The organism is Marmoricola sp. RAF53 (assembly GCF_052114005.1).
In the GTDB taxonomy this organism is placed as follows: Bacteria; Actinomycetota; Actinomycetes; order Propionibacteriales; family Nocardioidaceae; genus Marmoricola.
Window position 1 is genome coordinate 1 of record NZ_JBFRDX010000010.1, and the last position, 20,134, is coordinate 20,134.

A 20,134-nucleotide genomic window follows, 5' to 3' on the forward strand; every position below is an offset into this window, starting at 1 on the left:
TCTGGTTGGTCACGGTGTTGTGGTCCGGGTCCTCACCCGAGGCGGAGGCCACGTTCACCACGGCGCCGGTGTCCATGTCGAACTGGGTGATGACGTAGGGGTTGGTGGCCGCGCAGCTGGTGCTGTCGTTCGGGAGCAGCTTCGTGGCCGGGCAGGTCACGGCACCGGCCTTCGGGTCACTGATGGCCAGGTTGTCGATGGTGACGGTGCCGGTGTTGGTGACGGTGAAGGTGTAGTCGATGGTGTCCCCGGCATCGTGGCCGTTGCCRTCGAGGTCGTTGACSGCGCTGGCCTGCTTGAGCARGGACAGGGAGGGTGCSGGGGTCAGGACCGTGTGCGTGGTGTCTGCTGGGGAGGTGACCGGGTTGTTCTTCGAGTCCTGACCGGTGGCGGTGGCGGTGTTGTCGACCTTGCCGGTGTCCATGTCGGGCTGGGTGATGACGTAGGGGTTGGTGGCCGCGCAGCTGGTGCTGTCGTTCGGGASCAGCTTCGYGGCCTGGCAGGTCACGGCACCGGCCTTCGGGTCACTGATGGCCAGGTTGTCGATGGTGACGGTGCCGGTGTTGGTGACGGTGAAGGTGTAGTCGATGGTGTCCCCGGCATCGGTCCTACCGGTGCCGTTGGCATCGTTCACGGGCGAGGCCTTCTTCACAAGCCCCAGGCTGGCGGCCGGAGTCAACGGGGTCGTGGTGCGGTCTCCGGTGCCTGCAGGGTTGGTCACCGTGTTCCCCGCCAGGTCCTCACCGGTCACGGACGCGATGTTGACGACAGCTCCGGCGTCCATGTCGGTCTGCTGGATCACATACGGATTGGTAGCCGCACACGACGTGGACGCGGTGGCTGCGAGCGTCGTCGCCAGGCAGGTGACCGGACCGGCCAGGGTGTCGGTGATCGCCAAGCCGTTGATCGTCGTCGTGCCGGTGTTGGTGACCTTGAAGGTGTAGTCGATGGTGTCGCCGGCATCGGTCTTGCCGTTGCCGTTGGCATCGTTCACGGGCGAGGCGGTCTTCAGCAGCGCCAGCAGGGTCGTCCGCGAAGTCGCGGTGACTGTCGAGTCGGAGTTCGACTGGACCGGGGCGGAGAACGGGTCGGTCGCGGAAGCGGTGGCGGTGTTCATCACCGCGCCGGCGTCGACGTCTCCCTGCTGGATCACGTAGGGGTTGTTCGCGGTACAGGTCGTCGTGGCGGTGGACAGGAGGACCGACACCGGACATGTGACCGGACCGGCGAGCGAGTCGGTCACCGCGAGGTTCGACAACGTCGCCGCACCGGTGTTCTCGAGGTCGAATGCGTACAGGAGCTGGTCACCGGTATCGGTCAGACCGTTTCCGTTCACGTCGACCCAGGAGGCGACGCGCTTGTCGAGCGCGAGGCTGGCCGTCTGCGAGAGCGGGACGTCGGTGTCGCTGGCCGAGCTGTTCGAGGAGTCCGGGTCGGGCACGTTCGCCGGGGTGGTGGCGGTCGCGGTGTTGGTGAGGTTGCCGTTCGCGGTCCCGGAGACGGAGCCGGTGATCGTGAAGGTCACCGAACCGCCGCTCGGCAGCGACGGGATCACGATGCCGCTGCCCTGCATCTGGGGGACGGTGGTGGTGAGCGGCGTCGAGCAGGTGGCACCACCGCTGGCGCCCCCGCAGCTGACGTTCGTGGCGAGGAAGTTGGCGATCGCGGGGTCCTTGAAGACCGCGTTGAAGACCGCCGAGGGACCGTTGTTCGTGACGACGACCGTGTAGGTGAGCACCTGGCCGGGCAGGTAGGCGGACTTGCCGTCGGTCTTCGTGACGACGAGGTCGGCCGGCCCGGGCGTGTTGCTGAAGGTGCAGGTCAGGGTGTCGCCGCTCGCAGGCACGACGGAGAACGACGTGCCCGTACCGCTCGGGGTCTGACCGCCGGGAAGGGCGTTCGTGCAGCTCCACGTGGTGGCGTAGTTGCCGAGGCTCGCCCCCAGGGCGCCGGCCTCGGTGAAGGTGTAGGTGCTGCCGGGGAGCGCGTTGGCCATCGTGGCCGAACCGCTCGCGGTGGTTCCGGAGCCCGTGGTGACGGCGCTCTGGCTGCCGCTGGGACCGGCGATGGAGAGTGCGAACTGGTCGCCGGAAGCGGCGCGCCCGTTCGGCAGCGCCTTGTTGACCGTGAGCGTCGCCGGCACGTCGATGGTCAGTCGGTAGTCCTCGACCTCACCCGAGTCGGCGGCGCCGGTGGGGGACTGGGTCTGGGCCGCGTTGTACCCGATCCGGAAGCGCGCGTAGGTCACGCCGTTGGTCAGGCCGCTGAGGCCGGCCCAGTTCAGGGTGGCCGAGGTCGCACCGGCAGCGAACGCCGAGCAGGCGCGCTCAGCCACGGCGAACGTGCCGCCCCGGTTGAAGTCCACCCAGCCGCACACGGTGCCGGCCTTGCTCGCGCCGCTGATCGCGACGGTCGTCGAGTACGTCGTCGCGTTGGTGAGCAGGGTGCCCAGGGTCACGCCGTCGTCGGAGCCGTCGTTCGCCGCGGTCGCGCCGGCCAGGGGAGAGGTGGCGCTGTTCGACACGCTGGTGTTGTCCTCGCTGACGCCGGATCCGAGGGTCACGTCCGAGAGCACCGCGCGGGCGGCGTTGCCGGCGTCGTACGTCGCAGGAGCGTCCCCGAAGTCCTCGGGGACGGTCACGACCACGGCGAACCCGTCGCCGCTGCCCGGCGTGTTGTACGGCGCGACGCCCGCCTGGGTCTGGGTGAACATGGCGCTGACGTTGAACGTGGCGCTCGTGACGGTGCCGTTGATCCGGAAGCTGCCGCACACGGCGGTGGCCTGGGACGCCAGCGAGCCTGCGATCGTGGTGCTGTCGCAGGCGGTTCCGGTGCTGTCGTTGGTCGCGCCGACGGTCGTCCCGCCGGTGACGGCGAGGTTGCCGCCGCTGACCTTCGAGACGGTGAGGCCGGCGGTCGCGAGCGTCAGCACGGCGTGGAGCTGGGACTGTCCGTCGATCACTCCGGCGGTCGTCCGGGTCGACGCGCCGCCCATCCCGGAGATGTGCAGCACGGGATTGCGCACGGGCTGGTTGAAGGTGACGGTCATCGTGCCGCGTCCGGCGCACGGGCCGGTGGTCGGGCACGATCCGGTGTCCACCAGCATGTTCGCGCCGGGCGTCGCCGACGGGACCGTCGGGGTGAAGTCGCTCGCGACGTACCCGCGGGAACCGAGCGTCGTGCCCGCGGCCTGCGCACTGGTGAGGCCGGTGCCGCCGACCGCGACAGTTAGCCCGGAGCCCGGGAAGGTCGAGGTCGCCGCACCGCCGGCCACCGTCGGAGCGGCGGTCGGGAGCTGGTAGCCGTCCGCCGGGCTCAGCGTGATCGCGGGCAGCAGCACGACGTTGGCGGCGAGGAGGAGGCCGGCCAGCGCGATGCGCGCGATCCGTCCCGCGTTCGAGGGCGATGGGCGTCGGCCCGCCCGGTGCTCCGGCTGGTACTTGGTCTCGAGCACTGGGGCTCCCCTTCGTGGCTGGTGGTGCGTCGTGAGGAGGACGTCACCGGATACGGCCCTGTTACGGGTGAGGCGCCTTGACATAGGCAGGTAATTACCTGCATATTGAGGTCATGGTGGACGACAAGGGGATGGATGCGGTGTTCAAGGCACTGGCCGATCCGACCCGTCGTCTGCTGCTCGACCGGCTGCGGGAGCAGAACGGGCAGACCCTGAGCGAGCTCTGCGGTCGGCTCTCGATGACCCGGCAGTCGGCGACGCAGCACCTGGACCTGCTCCGGGACGCCACGTTGGTGACCGTCGTACGACGGGGGAGGGAGCGGTTGCACTACCTCAACCCCGCCCCGATCCACGAGATCCGCGAACGCTGGATCTCGGAGTTCGACAGTCCCCGGCTGGAAGCCCTCAGTGCCGTCAAGCGCCAGGCAGAGGAGTACGCCATGAGCATCAACGAGGTCGAGACCGTTCCCGACTACGTCTACGTCACCTACATCCGGGCCACCGCGCCCGACGTCTGGAAGGCGCTGACCGACGCCGACCTGACCGCCCGCTACTGGGGCCACCGCAACGTCTCGGACTGGCAGCCGGGATCGGCGTGGGAGCACCACAACGTCGAGTCCGGCAACCTCGACATCGTCGGCACCGTCCTGGAGGCGGACGAGCCGCGCCGCCTGGTGGTCACGTTCGCCGACCCGGCGAACCTGGACCCGCCCGGCGGCCAGTCCGTGGTCACGTTCCTCCTGGAGGAGGACACCGACGTCGTCCGGCTGACGGTGACCCACGAGAACCTGCCCTCGATGGGCATGTACGGCGGCATCTCGCAGGGGTGGCCGGCTGTGCTGGCCAACCTCAAGTCGCTGCTGGAGACCGGCGACGTGCTCCCGCGCAGCCCGTGGGGGATGGTGCAGTCATGAGCACCATCCGCCACCGGATCGGTGTCCGGAACGCCGCCCCGCAGACGGTGTACGACGCCCTCGCCACGATCGACGGGCTGGCCGGCTGGTGGGCGGTCGACACCAGCGGCGACCCGGCGGTCGACGGGGTGATCGCCTTCCGGTTCAGCACCGGCGGCTTCGACATGCTGGTCCGCGAGCTGGTGCCGGCGAAGTCCGTGCGCTGGGAGGTCGTCGACGGACCGGAGGAGTGGATCGGTACGGAGGTGTCGTTCGAGCTGCGTCAGGAGGACGGGTTCACGGTCGTGCTGTTCGAGCACCGCGGCTGGACCGAGCCGGTCGAGTTCATGTACCACTGCAGCACCAAGTGGGCGTCCTTCCTGCTCAGCCTCAAGGAGCTGCTCGAGACCGGCGCGGGGCGACCCGACCCGCACGACCTGCGGATCAGCGACTGGCACTGAACCGCCGGCGTCAGCCTCCCGGCGGCGGCACCTGATCGCGCACCGGGAGGCCCATCGCCCTGGCCGCCCGCGCGATCCCGGGGGAGGCCCGCTCAGCCAGGGCCGCGATCGTCAGCGACGGGTTCACGGTCAGCGAGGTCGGCACCGCGCTGCCGTCGGTGACGAAGAGTCCCGGCAGGCCGCGCACCTGGTGGTCGGCCTGGAGCGCGGACGTCGCCGGGTCGTCGCCGAGGCGGCAGGAGGCCAGCGGGTGCGCCGAGAGCACCGGCTGACCTCCGGTCCAGTCGAGGTGCTTGCCGAGGCCGTCCTTCTCGACGATCGACCGGAGGGCGGCGTCCGAGGCGGCGAACCCGCGCAGCGTGTTCGCGTTCGGTCGGTAGGTCAAGGAGCTGACCACCGCGGACGACGCGATCCGGAGGAAGTTGCCGGTCGGCGGCAGCGCACCCCAGGACCCTTCGTTGTCGTCCTCGGTGAGGGCGAGCAGCGTCAGCCAGGAACGCCACCTCTTCGCCAGCAGCTTCTTGTCGACGCCGAACCAGTCCGGTGCGCCCGGGGTGCCGTCCTCGGGAAGGATGTTCGTGATCGCCGGGAAGTAGATCTGCTGCAGCCCGAAGCGCTCGAACTCCGGTCGGGCCGGGTCCAGGTAGTCGTAGCTCATCGAGCCGATCGGCTTCCCGATCGGGAACGCGTCGTACGCCGTCCCGGGCGAGCGCTGCAGGCCGAGCACGTCGCGGATCCGGGCCTCGTCCATCACTGCCATCGAGACACGGTCGCCGTTGGGGGAGAAGTACTTGCCGACCGCGCCCGGCATCGTCCCCAGGGCGAGCCGCGAGCGCCGCAGGATCACGGGCGTGCCCATCGTGCCGGCCGCGACGACGACGATCTTCGCCTCGATCGCACCGGTCCCGGTGGTCTGCCGGTAGTCGTTCTCGTTCACGACCGTGTAGTCGACCCGGTAGCGGTACCCGGGCGTGAGCGAGGGGGAGATGCACTGGACCTCGTGCAGCGGCCGCACCTGGGCGCCGTACGCGCGGGCGGCGGGCAGGTAGTTGAGCAGCATCGAGCGCTTCGCGTCGAACCGGCAGCCGTTGAGCATCCAGTTGCAGTTCGTGCAGCGGTCCAGGTCGACGGCGACGGGGACCGGGTTGCAGGTGTGGCCGGCGTTCGAGCAGGCGGCGGCGAACAAGCCGCCCGGGTACGGGACGTCGTTCCAGTCCTGCTGCGCGACCGGGATCGTCGCCTCGACGCGGTCGTACCAGGGGTCGAGGGCCTGGCGCGTGAGGGCGCCGGGCCAGAGCCGGCGGCCGGTCGACCCGCGGCGCTCGAAGACGAACGACGGCGCCCGCAGCGAAGCCGCGAAGTAGACGACGCTGGAGCCGCCGACGCAGTTCCCGGCGACGACCTGGACGCCGGTGCCGGTGATGAGGTCGACGATCCGGGTGTACCCGCCGATCTCGAGACTCTGGGTGAAGTCGCTCGCCCCGAGCTCCGGGCCGCGCTCCAGCATGATCACCTTGGCGCCGCCGGCGGCGAGGTTGTACGCCGGGATGGCACCCCCGAAGCCGGTGCCGATCACCAGGACGTCGGTGCGCTCGACGCTCATGCCGGGTTCCCGCTCGCGGTCGTGGCCGGGTGGGCAGGCGCGAGGGCGCGACGGTAGCTGAACTCGGGGAACCGCCAGATCTCGTCCGGGTCGGGATCCGGGAACCCGAGCCAGGCCAGGCCGGGGTGACGGTTGCGGACGGCGGTCGCGGTGTCGAGGTGCGCGGCCGTGTGGAAGGCGAGGGTGGCCATCGCGGCCAGGGCGTACCAGAGCAGCTGGACCACGCCCTCGCCCTGGACGAGCTGCTGGACGACGGCGGTGCGGCCCTTGAGGTCGAGGTTGACGAACGCCGGCTCGGTCACGTCGAGCAGACGACCCGCCTGCCCGTGCAGCGTCGCCCAGGTGGTCGCCTCCACGTTGATCAGGGTGGCCAGTGCCGGGAGAACTCCGGCGAGTCCGATGTCCGGGTCCTGGTAGAGCGCCCAGGCGCCGGCCTGGACCGCGCCCGGACCGGGGGCGGCGCCGAGGACGACCTTGTCGCCGGGGTAGCGCTTCTCGCCGGGAACGATCGTGTCCGCCCAGGCCTCCATGGTCGCCCGGGTGAAGTCGGCACTCGCGCCGGCATCGCCAGGCGTGGCGACCGGGAGGACCACGGCCGCCGCGGCGACGGCTTGGAGCAAGCGGCGGCGGCTGAGCCCGGGGACCTGGAGTGCGGTCATCGGAGGCAGAGCGGGTTGAGCGGCAGGCCAAGGCTGGCAGCTGCCCCGTCTCCGCCCTGGCCGTACTGGAGGAGGGCGTCGGCCAGCGCAGGCAGGAGCGGGCGCAGGAACTTCGCCGCCTCGGCCAGGGTCGCGGGCTGACCGAGGACGGTGAGACCAGTGATCCGCGCGCCGGCCTTCCCGCTGCCGAGGTCGAACCAGTAGCTGCCGTCCCAGCGGACGATGGGCGTCATACCGGGGGCGAGCTGAACGCTCCAGTGGTCCTTCTGCCAGTACTGGCAGGCGCCGCCAGCGATGAGGAGGCGGGCCGGCTCGGCGACGGCGAAGCTCACGGCACCGCCGGTGAGGACGGTGATGTCCCGCTTGGCGTACTCGACGCACAGCGGCTGGTCCTTCAGCGTCAGCGGCGGGGCCACGCCTTCGCCGTACTGGCGGAACGTGCAGCTGGCCGCGAAGGGCGGGTCGGCGTACGGCGTCACACCAGGGGAGTCGGCCACGGCCGGCACGGGCAGGACCAGGGCGACGACCAGGGAGAGGACCACGGCGGCGAGGGCGGCGATCTTGGTCACGAGCATCGGGCACACTCCTGGGAGGGGGCTGTGTACCTTCTGAGTATGCAAAGTAATCGGACGTGACACAAGAGTCCTCGCGAGTACAGTAAGGACCATGACCACCGACGTCGTCTCCGTGGACCTGTCGGCGCTGATCGCCAACGGGGAGGCCTTCGGGCTGTCGCCCGAGGACTTCCTGACCCGTTCGAGCGCCACTCAGCGGGGACGACTCCTGGTCGCGGCGACACTGGTGGTCGCCGAGCGCGGGTACGCCAAGGCGAGCGTGAGCGACATCGTCACCGCCGCGGGGGTGTCCCGGTCGACCTTCTACGAGAACTTCCAGGGCAAGGACGACTGCCTGGTCGCGGCGTACCAGGCTGCGATCACCGTCACGATGAGCCGGATGGCGGAGGTGGCCACCGCGGCGGCCGCGGACGGGTGGCACGCGGCACTGGTGGCCGGGGTCCACTCGGTGTTCGACGACGTCAGGGCGCGGCCGGCGGTGGCCCGGGCGATCTACGTCGAGCTGGGTGCCGCCGGAGCGGGCGTCCTGGTGAGCCGGCGTGAGGGCAACGACAGGTTCGCCGAGCACGTGCACGCGCTGGCCGCGCTGGTGCGGCAGGTGAACCCGGAGATGCCTGAGATCAGCGTCGGCCGGATCCAGCTGCTGATCTCCGGGCTGGATCTGCGGATCGCGTACGCGATCAACGAAGGCTCGGACGATCAGCTCGATGCGGTGGCCGACCTGGCGATCGAGTCGATCGATGCGATGTACAGCCCGGTGCTGGCCGCGAGCGGGGGTTAGGAACCGGGGCGGGGCCGCTCAGGGAACTCTCCTTTGATTGACATAATGTTCCTTATCGGCGACATGAGCACGCGGCGGCGTAAGTCAGGCCGGCAGCCGGAAGAGCGTTCGGACCGAGAGATTCCACCAGGCTGAAGTTCTCGAGGTCGTCCGAGTTCCTGCTCGCGGATCTGCGGCAACCACCGGAACCGCTGTGCCAGGTGGTCGTAGGCGGCACGGAACAGCACGCTGCTCGACGAGGGCCCGAATCCGGCCGGCGCGAGCAGGCCTGTCAGCTGCTCCTCCACGGCGACCCGGAAGTCCTCGTAAGTTGACATAATCCAACTCGGGAACAGCGTCTCAGCCGCACACGCTGATCGCGAGCACCGAGTACGTCCGAGACGTCGACGGGACCGAGGTCCAGGTCGTCGACCCGAAGTTGCGTTCGGTCGTCACCCAAGCGGTTCCCCCGGTGACGGCCGCGGTGAGGGTGGCGCTGGTCCCCGACACGGTCGCGGTGGACGCTCCCCCGGTGCCGTAGTGCAGCGTGTACGACGTCGCTCCCGGGACCGCCGTCCAGGTGAAGCTGACGCTGAAGAAGCCGATCGCGCCACAGGTGAAGGGCGCCGGCGCCGGGATCACCGCGGCTGTGAACGTCGAGCCGGTGGTGCCCACGCTGTCGACCCACGCAGCGCTGGTCGGACTGCTGCTCCCGGCGACCGCACCCGCTGCGCCGACGCCGACCACGACGGCGAGGGCCGACGCCGAGACCCGCCTGCGGCCGGCAGGGTGCACGGGCCGCCGGAGCAGCAGCACGCAGAGGAAAGCGGCGTACAGGCCGAGGAGGAACAGGCCGATCGGGCTGGCCAGCGCCGCCGCGGCGTACCCGAGGAGCGGGACGGCGAACCAGACCCGATCCGCCTTCGCCACTTGGTAGGGCTGGGCGTCCGCGACCCGGTTGCCGTCCCCGCGGAGCACCAGCCGCGCCCGCGCGYCCTCGTGGTCGACGGCGACGATCCGGTGCGTCACCCGGCTGCCGGTGTCCGTCCGCACCGACACGACATCGCCGACCCGCAGCTCGCCCGCCGGGACCGGACGAGCGACCGCGAGTGCTCCGGTGTCGATCGCCGGCGACATCGATCCCGAGCGGAAGGTGAGCAGCCGCAGGTCCAGGACAACTGTGAGGACTGCCAGGAGAACGGCCAGCGTGCCCGCGACGGCGGCCAGGTTGAGTGCGAGCCTGCCGACGCCCCCGACAAAGCGCTTTCCGGGACCCGTCATGAGAGGTCGGACGTCCCGGAGAAGGTGAGTGTCGCGCTCGTCGTCCCGCCCTGCAGCGCCGAGGCCGCCGTCGCGGGCAGGGTGACCTGGACGCAGAGCGTCTCGGAGGCCCCGGCCGTCAGCAACCGCCCGGTGCCGACGAGGCTCCCGGTGAGCGAGGTGCCGGTCCCGGCCAGCGCTGAACCCGCACAGGTCCGGCTCGGCGGGGCCCCGGTGGTGGCGCTGTCCGCGGTCACCTTGACGACCAGTGCACCGGCCAGGTTCTTGCCGTCCGCGTTGGTCGCCGCCGACGTCGCGGTGTACTTCAGCGGCGCCGTGCCCGCGTTCTTGACGGTCAGCACTCCTGCGGCGGTGTTGCCCGGCACCATCCCGCTGAGGCTGATCGTGCTGAAGTCGGCGGCGGAGTCGACGTTGTTCACCTTGAGATCGATCGTGCCGGCGCTGAACGTGGCGCCGGTGACGGTGACCGCGTCGGTCCAGAACGCGTGCGTGCTGATCGTGCCGGTGCCGAGCAGCACGCCCAGCCCGAGGGCAGCACGGAGCCGGACGGGTACCCGAGTGCGACGTGGAGCGCGGTGCTCACCGGGTCGGGTGCGAGGCGCGGTCATCATGAATCGTCCTTTCGGAGAGTCGAGGAGCGCGCGTTGCGCAGGACGGTCGTGCCGGCCACGACCAGCGCGATCCCGGCCAGCAGGACCCAGCGTTCGAAGCCGCCGGTGTCGGGCAGCAGACCAGGTCCGCCACCGCCACCGCCGTCCTCGCCGGGCGCCGCGACCGGGATCACCTGACTGAGCAGCACCTGGAAGTCGAACAGCAGCTGCCGGCTCTGCGAGATGTTGGCCGACGCCGCCCTGAAGGTGGCGCGGACGGTGATCCGATCCTCGGCGCCGGCGGCCAGCACGGCGGTACCGAGGCGGTGGGGTGCCCCGTCCGCGGCGACGGTGTTCCACCCGCTGCTCCCCCGTCGCACCTCGAGCGCGACGTCGCCGCGCGCCAGCAGCCCACCGAGGTCCCGTGCGTGGGCGGCCAAGGTCAGGGTGCCGGCGTCGGCAGAGTGGTTGGCGACGAAGAACGAGGCCGAGCGCACGTCGCCGGGGACCCAGCGCTCCCCCGGGGTGAACAGCGGCTGGTCGAGGGCCGTGGACCAGGTGACGCCGTCGGTGCTGACCAGGATCCGGCCGGTGGCGTTGGCCGTACCGGCCGGGGTCAGGATAACCAGGAGGACCGGCAGGAGTGCCAGCACGAGGCGGCACCTCATCGGCGCGCCCGCCGGTCCATCAGGGTCCCGGCCAGCATCAGGGCGGCGTACGCGAAGAGCCCGAGCGCCACCACGACGGTGGCGCGGTGGCGCTGCTCGCCCGAGATCCAGGAGTTCGCCCGGCCGAGGTACGGCACCGCGTACCAGACCCGTCCCTTCACCTGGACGGGCCGGACCCACAGGGCGTCCGGCACCGGGTTGGCGTCCCCCTGGGTGCGCCAGCGCGCGGTGCCGTCCGTCGCCGTGCCGACCTCGACCACCCGGTGGGTGACGACCGGTCTTTCACCCGACGCGAGCTGGTAGGTGATCACCGTGCCGACGTGGACGTCCGCGGGACGGACCGGCTTGGCCACGACCAAAGTCCCGGGGGGCAGGTGTGGCCGCATCGATCCCGTCAGGATCGTGTACGGCGTCGCCCCGCCGATCCGGGGTACCAGCACGGCGACCGTGACGGCCGCCGTGCTGACGACGATGACCGCCCACGCGACCACCTGCCCGAACCGGCGCATGCCGCTGTCAGCCGTGGATCTGGTTCAACGTCACGGCGTAGCTGCTCAGCGAGGCCGCCTGCAGCTGCGTCGTGTTGCCCGACGTCGGCACGAACGCGACCGAGATCTTGGCGGTCAGCGTCTTCCCGTCGTCCGCCGCGGTGATCGAGGTGACCGGTGCACCCGCGACGTCGAAGGTGCCCCCCACGGTCAGGGCCGGTGCCAGGGAGCCGGATGCGGCCCCGCCGGACGCGGTGACGTTCGCCCGCAGGTGCGTGCCGACCGCGCCGATCGTGTAGGTGCAGCTCTTCGTGAGCACGTCGCCCGGGACGAGGGTGTCCGTGACCGGGTCGAAGGCGGCGCCGGCGGGGCTCTCCGCGCCGTCCAGGGTCCAGGATGCGGCAGCACACCCACCGGTGGTGGTGTCGGTCAGGGTCAGCTTGCCGCTGTTGAGCGCTCCGCCGGCGACGGTGGCGGCGTCGGTCCAGTAGGCAAGCGAGCCGGCACCGCCCAGCAGCAGCACGGCGCCGGCAGCGGCGGCCAGTGCGCCCTTCGTCGACTTGTTCATCTTCTCCCCCTCGGGTCACGCCGGGAGCGCGAGTCACCCCGGTCACAGGGATAGACCTGCCGGAAACGCGCGCCATTACGGACCGCGAGCAGATCGTTTCCGAAAGCGCGTAAGCCCGGTCACGGCCGCGGAGTCATATCCACGAACAGTCGATCGAGGAGGCCACTCATGCACGACACGTCCACGCAAGTGCTCGGCCTCGTCCTGATGGTCGTCATGTTCGGCCTGGGGCTGCACCTCCGCGTGCACGACTTCACGCGCGTCGCCCGCACCCCGCGCGTCGTCGCGGTCGCCCTGGGACTCCAGCTGGTCGTCCTGCCCGGGATCTGCATCGGGATCGTCACCCTCCTCTCGCTCCCGTCGTCGCTCGCCGTGGGCATGGTCCTGCTGGCGGCGTCGCCGGGCGGGACGACCGCAAACCTCTTCAGCCACCTGTTCCGCGGCGACGTGGCGCTGAACATCACCCTCACCGCGGTCAACTCGGTGGTCGCGGTGGTGAGCCTGCCGGCAGCGGTCAACCTGGCCGCGCGGCTGTTCGGACCGCAGGGGGCCGACCCGGTCAGCCTCGACCTCGCCGAGACGGTCAAGGTGTTCGTGCTGATCCTGGTGCCGACAGCCCTCGGCATGGTCGTACGGCGAGCGGCGCCGGGGTTCGCGGACCGGATGGAGCGCCCGGTGCGGGTGCTCTCCGCGGTCGCCCTGTTCGCGGTCATCACCGCGTCGGTGCTCGCGCAGCACGACGTGGTCCTGGACCACCTCGGCAGTGTCGGGCTCGCGGCCGTGCTCTTCTGCCTGACGAGCCTCGGCCTGGGCTACCTGGTGCCCCGGCTGTTCCGGATCGAGCGGGCGCAGGCGGTCGCTTCGATGTTCGAGATCGGAATCCACAACGCGACGCTCGCGATGACGATCGCCCTCACGGTGCTCGACGACGACGAGCTCGCGATCCCGGCCGCCGTCTACGGCCTGGTCATGTTCCCGTGCGCGGTCCTGTTCGGCCGCGCCGTCGCGCGACGCACCGCCGACCGCGAGCTCTCCTCGCTCCCCCACTGAAGAAGGGTGTTGCCCGTGTTCAACCTCGCCGTCCTCCTCCGCGAGTCCGCCGGCTCGTTCCCCGACAAGGTCGTCGCCCGCTTCCCCGGCGGGGCCCTGACCTACGCGGACCTCGACCGGCGCAGCGACTCCCTCGCCGCCGGTCTGGCCCGTCGTGGGATCGAGCCCGGCGACGCGGTCGGTCTGCACCTCCCGAACGTCCCGGAGTTCCTGGTCGCGTACTTCGGCATCCTCAAGGCCGGCGCCGTCGTCGTCCCGATGAACCCGTTGCTGAAATCGGCCGAGGTCGCGCACCAGCTCGGCGACTCGGGTGCCCGCGCCGTGATCACCTGGGCGACCTTCGCCGAGGAGGCAGCAGCCGCGGCGGCCGCGGTCGACGTCGACCAGGTCTTCGTCGCCGGCGGCGAACCGGGAGGACCGGGGATCCCGTTCCAGGACCTGTACGCCGGCCCGGACGGCGCCCGTCCGTTCGCTGCTCGCGGGCTCGAGGACACCGCCGTGATCATCTACACCTCCGGAACGACCGGGGTGCCCAAGGGCGCCGAGCTGACCCACGGCCAGCTGTACCTCAACTGCGACATCCCGGGCCGGCTCTTCGGGATCTCCCCGGACGACGTGATGCTCGCCGTCCTGCCGCTGTTCCACGTCTTCGCGCTGTCCTCGGTGCTGAACCTGGTGGTGCGTGCCGGGGCGTCGTTGTCTCTGGTGCCGCGCTTCGAGCCAGGCGTCGTCCTCGACACCATCGGCCGGGACCGGGTGAGCATCGTGKCGGGGGTGCCGACGATGTTCGTCGCGCTGCTCGGCCAGCTCGACCAGGGCGCGTACGACGTGAGCTCGCTGAGGGTGGCGATCTCCGGCGGCGCAGCGATCCCGGCCGAGGTGATGGACGCGTTCGAGAGCCGGTTCGGCGTGACGGTGCTCGAGGGCTACGGCCTGACCGAGACCGCGGCCACGACGACGTTCAACCGGTCCGCGACGGAGCGGCGGGCCTACTCGGTGGGCAAGCCGATCTGGGGCACCGAGCTGGAGATCTGGGACGAGACCGGGTCCGCGCTCCCCCGCGGGCGGGAGCACGTCGGCGAGATCGTGACCCGCGGCTTCCACGTCATGAAGGGGTACCACCGCCAGCCCGAGGCCACGGCCGAGGCGTTCCAGGGCGGGTGGTTCCACACCGGCGACCTGGGCTACGTCGACGACGACGGGTTCGTCTTCGTCGTGGACCGCAAGAAGGAGCTCGTCATCCGCGGCGGCTACAACGTCTACCCGCGCGAGGTCGAGGAAGCGCTCTACGGGCATCCCGCCGTGGCCGAGGCGGCGGTCGTCGGCGTCCCCCACGAGCGGCTCGGCGAGGAGGTGAAGGCGTACGTCGCCCTCAAGCCGGGCCACGCTGTCACGCCCGACGAGCTGGTCGGCTACTGCCGCGACCGGCTGGCGGCGTACAAGTACCCGCGGAGCGTCGAGGTCCTCGACGAGCTCCCGAAGAACGCGACCGGAAAGATCAGCAAGCGGGAGCTGCCCCGATGATGCAGCTCAGCGGCCTGGACGCCACCTTCCTGTCCATGGAGACGGCGACGACCACCGGTCATGTCGGCAGCGTGCAGGTGCTCGACCCGGCGACCGCGTCGGAGCCGTTGACCCTCGATTCCTTCACCCGCGCGATCGCGCCGCGGATCGACCTGGTCCCGATGTGCCGGCGCAAGCTCGTCACGGTGCCGCTCGGCCTGGACAACCCGTACTGGATCGACGACCCGGACTTCGACATCGAGTTCCACGTGCGCGAGCTCGCGCTGCCGGCGCCGGGCAGCGAGAAGCAGCTGACCGAGCAGGTCGCCCGGCTGCACGCGCGTCCGCTGGACCGCAACCACCCGCTCTGGGAGATGTACCTGATCACCGGTCTCGCGGAGGGCCGGGCGGCGATCTACACGAAGATCCACCACGCGGCGATCGACGGGGTCTCGGGCAACGAGATCCTCGAGGTGCTGCTCGACACCACGCCGGCGGGTCGCGTGGTCGGACCTCCCCCGGACCGGGCAACGGGTTCCCAGCTCGGGCCGGCACGACTCCTGCTGCGCGGCGCCGTCGCGCTGTCGCGGCAACCGGCGCGGGTCCTCCGGCTGTCGGGCGCGCTGGCGCGCAGTGCGCCGTCGTTCGCCGCCGCGCACCTGCCTGACGTCCCGGTGGTGAGCCGGCTGCTGGCCCCGCTCGCCCCGGAGGACCGTCCCGGAGCCCTGCGGGCCCCGGAGACTCCGTTCAACGGTCCCATCTCCCGGCACCGCAAGGTCGCCTTCGGCAGCGTCCCCCTCGCCGGGGTGAAGTCGATCCGGGCCGCGGGCGGTGCGACGCTCAACGACGTGGTGCTGGCGATGTGCGCCGGCGGCCTGCGGACCTGGCTGGCCGATCAGCGCGCGCTGCCGATGGTGCCGCTGATCGGCGGTGTGCCGGTCTCGGTCCGGTCCGACGACGAGCGCGGCGCCGGGGGGAACCGGGTCTCGATGATGTTCACCCCGCTCCCGACGCACCTGTCGGACCCCGTCGAGCGGTTGACCAGCACCCGGGACGCCACCGCGGCGGCCAAGGAGCGGTTCGAAGCCGTCCCGGCGACGCTGCTGATGGAGATGACGGCGCTCACCTTCCCGAGCCTGGCCAACCAGGCGTTCCGTCTCGGCGCTCAGCTGCGGGTGCTGGAGCGGGTCCGGCCGTTCAACGTGATCATCTCGAACGTCCCCGGCCCCCGGGTGCCGCTGTACATCGCCGGGGCCGAGCTCGTCGCCTACTATCCCGTCTCGGCGATCGCCGACGGGCAGGGCCTGAACATCACGGTGTTCAGCTATCGCGACACCCTCGCCTTCGGGCTCGTCGCCTGCCGTGAGCTGGTCCCGGACCTGGACGCACTCGTGGCCTGCATCGTCGCGGAGTTCCACACCCTGCTCGACGCGGTGGGTCCGTCGTGACCGTCGAGACCGACCCGGCGATGCGCCGCCGGATGCCGTCGCTGGCCCGCGGGCTCGGCGAACCTTTCCGCACCGCCGGCCGGGTCGCCACGCTCCCGCTCGCCGCGCCGGTCGCGGCGTGCGCTCCCCGCGGCGACGGGCACACGGTGGTCGTGCTCCCGGGTCTGCTCGGGGGCGACGGCAGCACCCGCCCGCTGCGGTCGTTCCTGCAGGCTGCCGGCTACCGGGCGCGCCCGTGGGAGCTCGGCCGCAACATCGGCCCGACCCCGGAGATCCTGGACGGCATCCGGGAGCTGCTCCTGGCCGCCGCGGAGCCGACCGCGCCGGTCTCGCTGATCGGCTGGAGCCTGGGCGGCATCTACGCCCGCGAGCTGGCCCGCGAGCACCCCGCGCTGGTGCGTCAGGTGATCACGCTGGTCAGTCCGTTCGCGCTCCGTGCCGAGAGCCGGAGCCGCGCGCACTGGGCGTACCGCCGGTTCGAGCACCGGCACGCGAGGCCGGGCCTCGACCCGGACGGCATCAACCGCCCGATCCCGGTGCCGTCCACGTCGGTCTACTCCCGGGCCGACGGAATCGTCGACTGGCGCGACTGCATCGGTGCCGCCGGGCCGCACCACGAGAACATCGCGGTCCGCTCCGGGCACTTCGGCGCCGGCGTCGACCCGCTGGTGATGTGGTTGGTGGCGGACCGTCTCGCCCAGCCGCTCGGGACGTGGCGCCCGTTCGTCCCGCCGCGCGCACTCCGGCTCGGGTACCGGGTCGGGCCGTAGGAATCCGTCAGCGCGCCAGCATCATCGGCATCAGGCCGTGCACCTGGGCGTCGAGCTCGTCGAGCACCTCGGTGCGGCCGCAGAGGTTCCCGAAGAGCGCCTGCTGGAACAGCCCGTCCAGGATCCCGTACGCCGACCGCGGATCGATTCCCGGCTCGGCACCGGACAGCTCGGCGTACCGGGTGATCACCCGCCAGACCATCTGCTCCAGGGTCTTGTCGATCGCCAGTGCCGCGGCACGCAGCTCGGGCTCGAACATCGCCTGGGTCCGGAAGTCGTACCAGAGCCGGTGCATCGCCGCGTCCTCGGTGATCGTCTGCCGCAGCTTCGCGGAGAATCCGTCGAGCAGCTCGGCCGGCGTCGTCGAGGTCGCGACGACGCCGTCGTACCGGGTCACGCAGGTGGCCTTGTAGTGCCGGACGCAGTGGATGATCAGCTCGAGCTTGTCGCGGAAGTAGTAGTGCACGACGCCGTGGGAGAACTCGGAGTTGTTGGCGATCTCGCGCAGGCTCGACCTCGCGTACCCGAGCTCGCCCAACGTCACCAGTGCTGCCTCGGCAAGTGCGCGCCGCCGGTCCTCGTGCTTGTCCGCGGAGCTGCGACGCGCTGCGGTGGTCGTCATCTCGACTCCTCCCGACCGTCCTTCGGTCGAGTGTCAAGTTTTCTCTGGCCAACCGTCAAGGGAACTGGCCAGGATCGGAACGAAAAGCGTGAAATTCGTGCCGGAACGTGCGGTTCGCCTCACATCTTCCGGGTGATCTCCCCGGCGCCGTGGGTCCCGGACCCCGTGGGGCGGCGCCAGCTCACCAGGTGGAAGTACCCGATCACCATGATCGTGCCGAGCGCGATCCCGCTCAGCTCGAAGTTGTCGGTGATGGTGAGCGTGACCCCGCCGATGCCGGCGACCAGACCGGCAGCGAGACCGACCAGGTTGACCGGGTCGCCGAAATCGACCCGGTTCTCGACCCAGATCTTCGCGCCGACCAGGCCGATCATGCCGTAGAGGACGATGGTGATCCCGCCCAGTACGCCGCCGGGGGTCGCGCTCACGACGGCGCCGAATTTCGGACAGAGGCCGAGCATGATCGCCACCAGGCCGGCCACGTAGTACGCGGCGGTCGAGTACACCTTGGTCGCGCTCATCACGCCGATGTTCTCGGCGTACGTCGTCGTCGGGGACCCGCCGAACGCACTGGCGAACGCCGTCGCGGCGCCGTCGGCGGTGATCGCGCGGCCGAGGTACCCGTCGAGGTCGTCCCCGGTCATCTCGGCCACCGCCTTGACGTGGCCGGTGTTCTCGGCGATCAGCGCGATCACGCCCGGCAGGACCAGGAGCACGAAGGTGAGCGAGACCGACGGTCCGTGCACGACCGAGACGCCGTCGGGAAGCTTGCCGCTCGGGAACCCGAACCAGCTCGCGCTGCTGACCTGGTCCCAGCTGATCCGCGGGTGCTCGACGGGCTTGCCACCGCTCGTCGGCGTCACCGAGTAGATGTCGCCGAAGAGCAGGTCGGCGATCCAGGAGACCAGGTAGCCGAAGACCAGGCCGAGGAAGATCGAGATCCGGCCCCAGAAGCCGGGCAGCAGGACCGCGGCGCAGACCACGAAGGTGGCGGTCATCAGGGCGATCCACTGATCCTGCGGCCAGTAGATGCCGGCGACGACCGGCGCGAGGTTGAAGCCGATGAGCATGACGACGGCGCCGGTGACCGCGGGCGGCAGCACTTTGTGCACCACCGCTCCCCCGGCGAAGTGGATGAGCAGTCCGATCGCCGCGAGCACGAGACCGGCGACCATGATCGCCCCGGTCACGTCGGCGGAATTACCGCCCTGGGCCCGGATCGCGGCGACGCTGGCCACGAACGACGCGCTCGTGCCGAGGTACGACGGCACCTTGTTGTGGCAGGCCAGCAGGAACCCGATGGTGCAGATCCCGGAGAACATGATCGCCAGGTTGGGGTCCAGGCCCATGACGACCGGGAACACGAAGGTGGCGCCGAACATGGCGACCACGTGCTGGGCGCCGAGCCCGATCGTGCGGCCCCACGGCAGCCGTTGCCGCGGACCGACCGGCTGTCCGGGCGCCGGGTCGACGACCTCCCAGGCGAACATCGACATGGCGTCTCCTCCTCGGTCGGGCGGCTCTCCCCGGCGTCAGCCCAGCATGCCGGTCAGCGCGGGTGCGGCTCCGTCGCCTCGCTGCGCGGGTCGATCAGGATCTTCGCGTGCGTCTCCGGGTCGGCCAGGGCCTGGAAGGCACCGGCGACGCCGCCGAGGCCGACGACACCGGTGACCAGGGGTTTCGGGTCGACCTTGCCTTCACCGAGCAGGCGCAGCGAGTCGCTGAACTCGAGCGGCGTGTAGCCGAGGACGAAGCGGAGGTCGATCTCCTTGTTGATCGCCATCGACGGGCGGATCAGGTCGGGCTCCATGCAGACGCCCACGACGACCACCCGGGCGTAGACCGGGGCGTGGCTGATGATCTCCTCCAGGACGCCGGGGACGCCGACGCACTCGAAGACGACCGGGTGCTTCGGGGTGGCGGCACCGACCTTGTCGGCGGCGCGCCAGACCGACTGCCACGGCACGAACGGGAGCTTGCGGAGCTTCTCGACGGTGGAGACGCCGAGCTCGAAGACGTCCGGCGCGTGGTCGAGGTGGCCGTGGCCCTGGGCCGCCGACCACGGCGAATCCACGGCCGGGTCGACCACCACGTCGGCGCCGCAGGTCGCGGCGAGCGCCCGGCGGCCGGGCGAGTAGTCGCTGGCGATGACGGTCCGCACGCCCTGGGCCTTGAGCATCGAGACGACCGCGAGGCCGACGGGGCCGCACCCGATCACGATGGCGACCTGACCCTTGGACACCTCGCCGCGGTTCACCGCGTGCAGGCCGACAGCCATCGGTTCGTTGAGCGCGGCCAGGTCTGCGGGCAGCCCGTTCGGGATCGGCAGGGTGAGCGCGTCCTCGACCAGGACCTGCTCGGCGTAGCCGCCGGGCGCGTGCGGTGAGAGGCCGGTGGTGTGCACGCCGCCGTCGGCGCGCAGCAGCGGGAACGAGACGACCGGCGTGCCCTCGGCGAGCTTGCTGCCCTTGCCGCGCTCGGTGACCACGCCGGAGAACTCGTGACCGAGCACGATCCGGTCGGAGGTGCGCATCAGGCCGTCGTACCCGATCTCGGCGGCGACGTCGGCGAGTGCGTCCGCGTGCACCCGCGAGTGCAGGTCCGAGCCGCAGATGCCGCACCGGGTGACGTCCAGGACGAGCTGTCCCTTGCCGGGGCGCGGAGCCGGCACGTCCTCGACGGTGAGCGCGGTGTCCGCGCAGATGACTGCCTTCATGGTCGGGTTCCTGTCTGTGTGGTCG

General features: G+C 70.9%; 19 protein-coding genes. 7 read left to right on the forward strand and 12 right to left on the reverse strand.

Annotation, left to right across the window (positions count from 1 at the left end):
* Positions 1–3,454, reverse strand: a 3,454-nt coding sequence (locus AB4Y76_RS10800; protein WP_441925025.1) for a beta strand repeat-containing protein, incomplete at its 3' end; no start/stop codon positions are given.
* A 113-nt stretch (positions 3,455–3,567) separates the two neighbouring features.
* On the opposite strand from AB4Y76_RS10800, the gene AB4Y76_RS10805 reads away from it, so the two are divergent.
* Both AB4Y76_RS10805 and AB4Y76_RS10810 read left to right on the forward strand, forming a co-directional pair.
* The gene (locus AB4Y76_RS10805; protein ID WP_441925027.1) at positions 3,568–4,368 is read left to right on the forward strand and encodes an ArsR/SmtB family transcription factor; all 801 of its coding nucleotides are present in this window, start codon (positions 3,568–3,570) and stop codon (positions 4,366–4,368) included.
* Positions 4,365–4,808, forward strand: a complete 444-nt coding sequence (locus AB4Y76_RS10810) for an SRPBCC family protein (protein ID WP_441925029.1) — start codon at positions 4,365–4,367, stop codon at positions 4,806–4,808. Before AB4Y76_RS10805 ends, AB4Y76_RS10810 begins: the two co-directional genes overlap by 4 nt.
* A gap of 10 nt (positions 4,809–4,818) precedes the next feature.
* On the opposite strand, the gene AB4Y76_RS10815 is transcribed toward AB4Y76_RS10810, so the two are convergent.
* The 3 genes from AB4Y76_RS10815 to AB4Y76_RS10825 are packed head-to-tail and all read right to left on the reverse strand — an operon-like array spanning position 4,819 to position 7,645.
* Entirely contained in the window at positions 4,819–6,411 is a 1,593-nt protein-coding gene (locus AB4Y76_RS10815; protein WP_441925031.1) for a GMC family oxidoreductase N-terminal domain-containing protein, read from the reverse strand.
* On the reverse strand, positions 6,408–7,070 hold the full coding sequence (locus AB4Y76_RS10820; protein WP_441925033.1) for a DUF5987 family protein: 663 nt from the start codon (positions 7,068–7,070) through the stop codon (positions 6,408–6,410). Before AB4Y76_RS10820 ends, AB4Y76_RS10815 begins: the two co-directional genes overlap by 4 nt.
* Positions 7,067–7,645: a hypothetical protein gene (locus AB4Y76_RS10825; RefSeq protein ID WP_441925035.1), complete on the reverse strand. Its 579-nt coding sequence runs from the start codon at positions 7,643–7,645 to the stop codon at positions 7,067–7,069. Before AB4Y76_RS10825 ends, AB4Y76_RS10820 begins: the two co-directional genes overlap by 4 nt.
* A 91-nt stretch (positions 7,646–7,736) precedes the next feature.
* On the opposite strand from AB4Y76_RS10825, the gene AB4Y76_RS10830 reads away from it, so the two are divergent.
* Positions 7,737–8,426 (forward strand): TetR/AcrR family transcriptional regulator, encoded by a 690-nt coding sequence (locus tag AB4Y76_RS10830; RefSeq protein WP_441925037.1) that lies wholly within the window; start codon positions 7,737–7,739, stop codon positions 8,424–8,426.
* 339 nt (positions 8,427–8,765) lie between these two features.
* Here AB4Y76_RS10830 and AB4Y76_RS10835 read toward each other — a convergent pair whose 3' ends face one another.
* From AB4Y76_RS10835 to AB4Y76_RS10855, 5 genes are read right to left on the reverse strand one after another with little or no spacing between them, the layout of a single operon-like run.
* Positions 8,766–9,686 carry a signal peptidase I gene (locus tag AB4Y76_RS10835; RefSeq protein ID WP_441925038.1) on the reverse strand — a complete coding sequence of 307 codons (921 nt, stop codon included), beginning with the start codon at positions 9,684–9,686 and terminating at the stop codon, positions 8,766–8,768.
* A complete protein-coding gene (locus AB4Y76_RS10840; protein WP_441925040.1) occupies positions 9,683–10,297 on the reverse strand; it encodes a TasA family protein in 615 nt (204 codons plus the stop codon). Before AB4Y76_RS10840 ends, AB4Y76_RS10835 begins: the two co-directional genes overlap by 4 nt.
* Positions 10,294–10,929: a hypothetical protein gene (locus AB4Y76_RS10845; protein ID WP_441925042.1), complete on the reverse strand. Its 636-nt coding sequence runs from the start codon at positions 10,927–10,929 to the stop codon at positions 10,294–10,296. The genes AB4Y76_RS10840 and AB4Y76_RS10845 overlap by 4 nt, the downstream gene beginning before the upstream one ends.
* A gap of 11 nt (positions 10,930–10,940) precedes the next feature.
* Positions 10,941–11,453, reverse strand: coding sequence for a signal peptidase I (locus tag AB4Y76_RS10850; RefSeq protein ID WP_441925043.1), 513 nt, complete (start codon positions 11,451–11,453; stop codon positions 10,941–10,943).
* A gap of 7 nt (positions 11,454–11,460) precedes the next feature.
* Entirely contained in the window at positions 11,461–12,000 is a 540-nt protein-coding gene (locus AB4Y76_RS10855; protein WP_441925045.1) for an alternate-type signal peptide domain-containing protein, read from the reverse strand.
* 168 nt (positions 12,001–12,168) lie between these two features.
* Here AB4Y76_RS10855 and AB4Y76_RS10860 point away from each other — a divergent pair, with 168 nt between their 5' ends.
* From AB4Y76_RS10860 to AB4Y76_RS10875, 4 genes are read left to right on the forward strand one after another with little or no spacing between them, the layout of a single operon-like run.
* Positions 12,169–13,050, forward strand: a complete 882-nt coding sequence (locus AB4Y76_RS10860; RefSeq protein ID WP_441925047.1) for a bile acid:sodium symporter family protein — start codon at positions 12,169–12,171, stop codon at positions 13,048–13,050.
* A 15-nt stretch (positions 13,051–13,065) separates the two neighbouring features.
* On the forward strand, positions 13,066–14,574 hold the full coding sequence (locus AB4Y76_RS10865; RefSeq protein WP_441925049.1) for a long-chain-fatty-acid--CoA ligase: 1,509 nt from the start codon (positions 13,066–13,068) through the stop codon (positions 14,572–14,574).
* On the forward strand, positions 14,571–16,001 hold the full coding sequence (locus AB4Y76_RS10870; RefSeq protein ID WP_441925051.1) for a WS/DGAT/MGAT family O-acyltransferase: 1,431 nt from the start codon (positions 14,571–14,573) through the stop codon (positions 15,999–16,001). Before AB4Y76_RS10865 ends, AB4Y76_RS10870 begins: the two co-directional genes overlap by 4 nt.
* The gene (locus AB4Y76_RS10875; RefSeq protein WP_441925053.1) at positions 15,998–16,771 is read left to right on the forward strand and encodes an esterase/lipase family protein; all 774 of its coding nucleotides are present in this window, start codon (positions 15,998–16,000) and stop codon (positions 16,769–16,771) included. Before AB4Y76_RS10870 ends, AB4Y76_RS10875 begins: the two co-directional genes overlap by 4 nt.
* A gap of 7 nt (positions 16,772–16,778) precedes the next feature.
* On the opposite strand, the gene AB4Y76_RS10880 is transcribed toward AB4Y76_RS10875, so the two are convergent.
* The 3 genes from AB4Y76_RS10880 to AB4Y76_RS10890 form a co-directional block, all read right to left on the reverse strand.
* Positions 16,779–17,393: a TetR/AcrR family transcriptional regulator gene (locus tag AB4Y76_RS10880; protein WP_441925055.1), complete on the reverse strand. Its 615-nt coding sequence runs from the start codon at positions 17,391–17,393 to the stop codon at positions 16,779–16,781.
* A gap of 119 nt (positions 17,394–17,512) precedes the next feature.
* On the reverse strand, positions 17,513–18,889 hold the full coding sequence (locus AB4Y76_RS10885; RefSeq protein WP_441925057.1) for a uracil-xanthine permease family protein: 1,377 nt from the start codon (positions 18,887–18,889) through the stop codon (positions 17,513–17,515).
* A gap of 53 nt (positions 18,890–18,942) precedes the next feature.
* The gene (locus tag AB4Y76_RS10890; protein WP_441925059.1) at positions 18,943–20,109 is read right to left on the reverse strand and encodes a zinc-binding dehydrogenase; all 1,167 of its coding nucleotides are present in this window, start codon (positions 20,107–20,109) and stop codon (positions 18,943–18,945) included.
* Positions 20,110–20,134: the final 25 nt, after the last annotated feature.